Origin of the sequence: Bartonella sp. ML69XJBT (assembly GCF_028618515.1) — a bacterium.
Classification (GTDB): Bacteria; Pseudomonadota; Alphaproteobacteria; order Rhizobiales; family Rhizobiaceae; genus Bartonella.
Window position 1 is genome coordinate 1 of record NZ_JAQITB010000081.1, and the last position, 2,731, is coordinate 2,731.

The 2,731-nt window shown below is 41.4% G+C and carries 4 protein-coding genes; 3 read left to right on the forward strand and 1 reads right to left on the reverse strand.

The window, feature by feature from the left end:
* On the forward strand, nucleotides 1-411 hold a 411-nt coding region (locus PVV68_RS09950), incomplete at its 5' end, for a hypothetical protein (protein WP_273722119.1).
* 16 nt (nucleotides 412-427) lie between these two features.
* On the opposite strand, the gene PVV68_RS09955 is transcribed toward PVV68_RS09950, so the two are convergent.
* Nucleotides 428-949, reverse strand: a complete 522-nt coding sequence (locus PVV68_RS09955; RefSeq protein ID WP_273722121.1) for a hypothetical protein — start codon at nucleotides 947-949, stop codon at nucleotides 428-430.
* 211 nt (nucleotides 950-1,160) lie between these two features.
* Here PVV68_RS09955 and PVV68_RS09960 point away from each other — a divergent pair, with 211 nt between their 5' ends.
* Together PVV68_RS09960 and PVV68_RS09965 are read left to right on the forward strand one after the other, a co-directional pair.
* Nucleotides 1,161-1,493, forward strand: coding sequence for a hypothetical protein (locus PVV68_RS09960; RefSeq protein ID WP_273722123.1), 333 nt, complete (start codon nucleotides 1,161-1,163; stop codon nucleotides 1,491-1,493).
* Nucleotides 1,474-2,731 (forward strand): PBSX family phage terminase large subunit (locus PVV68_RS09965; protein ID WP_273783004.1); only part of this gene is annotated, 1,258 nt, incomplete at its 3' end. The genes PVV68_RS09960 and PVV68_RS09965, both read left to right, overlap by 20 nt.

The following is a 2,731-nucleotide window of genomic DNA, read 5'->3' on the forward strand; positions in this document are numbered from 1 at the left end:
GAAATGCGTGCAAAGCGCTTCTGTTTAAGCTTACAAGAGGCTAAAAATCCGCTTTCTGGTACCTATATAGGGCGGCTTTGCTTGCAAGGTGTACTTACTCAAGAGCAATATGACGCCGCACAACAATATCTACAGATAAGAAATGATTACCTTTGTGCAAAAGGCTTGCCTAATGCGATTTATGACGAAATGCCGACATCTGCAGATGATAAGGCAAGGGACAAATGGGTAGAATTTGCAACAGAGAAGTTTTTAAACACGCAAGAGGTAATAAAAGAAGCGCAACATCTCTATAAACAGTATAATCTTTACGCTGCGCTACAGTACCTTGTTATAGAGGATCAAGAATTACCGCATCTTGTAAGCTCACTACGTGTCGTTCTTAATGCGCTTCAAAAGCACTTCCATTAAGATTTTTTAATTGCATTTATAAACCGCTTGCATTTTCACTAATCCAGTTGTGTAATTGATTAATAATTTTATTTTTTCTGTCAATTGTTTCATTGAGTTCAGAGATATTGCTATTTATGTTAAGAATTAACTTCATATATTCTGGTTTTAAATGATCAGGCGATGAAAGAAGTTCTTTAGTCATAATATCTCGCTGTTTAATTTGTTCCAATAATTGAGAAACCAGCTTATTTCTATCAAAAGAAAGATAATTCCTCTCTATAATCGTAGCACGTATACTAATAATCTTTTGATTACGAGGAAAACGTTTTTCTAAGCAATGAAACATGATAGCCTGTTGTGACAGCGACTCTTGTAAGTCATTTTTCATAAAATCTAAAACTTTTAATATGTTTTCTTGTCCACGCTCTATGTTCTCTAATATTTTTGTTGTTTGTGAATGAGACTTATCTTCCTGTCCAGCAGATCCATTTGATATAGGACATGCTATTAAAAGCATAACAAATAATAGTTTTTCTTTAAATAAAGACTTTTTCATAAGCATTGTTTTTTATATCCTCTAATTCTATCTATCATCTAACAGATTCCCTTTGAAATTATCAATATGTGTTATTTTTGTGTTGACAAAGTGATGCAAATCGTATTTAATGACATTGCTGTACTTAGGCGTATTGTGTCTAAATGAGGGTGATGTACAGTCTAAAACCCCCGCAAATGCGGGGTTTTTTATTATCTGGAGGGAGGAATTTATGACATCCGAAAACACAAAGCAGGTTTTACAACCGATCAAAAAGCCTCTGCCTCCTAATGCTGGTCAAGGGCGTGTTAAAGGTGTGCCCAATAAGAATACACGTCTTCTTAAAGAGGCAATTATTAAAGCTGCTGAATTGGCAGGCAGCAAATATGGCAAGGAAGGGCTGATCTCTTATCTCGAAAAACAGGCAATCAAATGCCCCGCTGCTTATTTAGGGTTGCTTGGTAAGATCTTGCCCTTGCAAGTGACAGGAGAGGATGGGGGAGCCATTAAGATGATAGGGCGCGTGGAAATCGCTCCTTTGGTGAATGACAACACGACAGATTAAGATTGTACCAAAGCTTATACCGATTTTTGCAGGCAAGGCGGCGGTGCGTGCTGCTTTTGGGGGACGGGGGTCAGGAAAGACAAGGTCCTTTGCCTTGATGGCTGCTTTAAAGGGCTATCAATTTGGGATGGGGGGAATATCAGGCATTATCCTTTGTGCACGGCAGTTTCAAAATTCGCTAGCAGAAAGTTCTTTAGAGGAGATTAAGCGTGCTATTGAAGCCCATGACTTTTTAAAGGACTATTATAAGGTTGGGGAATCTTCAATTAAGTCGAATGATGGTCGTATAGCCTTTCAGTTTTGTGGTCTTGACCGGAATATTGCCAGTATCAAATCCATGGGGCGGATATTGCTGTGTTGGGTTGATGAGGCAGAACCAGTCACAGAGACAGCTTGGCAGACGCTTATACCGACATTGCGTGAAGAAGGAGAAGGATGGCGAGCAGAGTTATGGGTGACATGGAACCCATTACGGGACAATGCACCGGTTGAGAAGCGCTTTCGTTTTTCAGACAATGAAGCCATTAAACGTGTTGAGATCAATTGGTCCGATAATCCGAAGTTTCCTAAGATCTTGAATGAAGCGCGGCTTGATGACCTTAGAAACAGACCAGAGACCTATAAACATATCTGGGAGGGTGCTTATCTTACCGCTGTTCAAGGGGCTTACTTTCAAAAGGAGATGTTGGCAGCTGAGCAGGAGGGGCGGATAGGGCGTGTTGCTCGTGACCCTTTAATGCAGATACGCGCCTTTTGGGATATTGGGGGAACAGGAGCCAAGGCAGATGCAACGGCTATATGGATAGCACAATTTGTTGGTAGAGAAATAAGGGTGCTTGATTATTACGAGGCACAAGGACAGCCCTTATCAGAGCATATCGGTTGGTTGCGTCAGAATGGTTATGAGAAGGCATTAATGGTGTTACCCCATGATGGTGCGACCAGAGACCGTGTGCATAATGTGAGTTTTGAGAGTGCGTTAAATGATGCGGGTTTTGAAACGCAGGTCATTCCTAATCAAGGAGCAGGTGCTGTTAAGATGCGTATAGAGGCGGTGCGGCGTATTTTACCTTCTGTTTGGTTCAATGAAGAGACGACGGTAGCAGGACGCAAGGCACTGAACTGGTATCACGAAAAATGGGATGAGAAGCGGAATATAGGGTTAGGCGCCGAGCATGATTGGTCCAGTCATGGTGCGGATGCTTTTGGCTTAATGTGTGTGGGTTATGAACAGCCGG

Bases quoted from the DNA above. Each gene is read 5' to 3' on its own strand.
- PVV68_RS09955 (WP_273722121.1), bottom strand. From the start codon at position 949: ATGAAAAAGTCTTTATTTAAAGAAAAACTATTATTTGTTATGCTTTTA.
- PVV68_RS09960 (WP_273722123.1), top strand. From the start codon at position 1,161: ATGACATCCGAAAACACAAAGCAGGTTTTACAACCGATCAAAAAGCCT.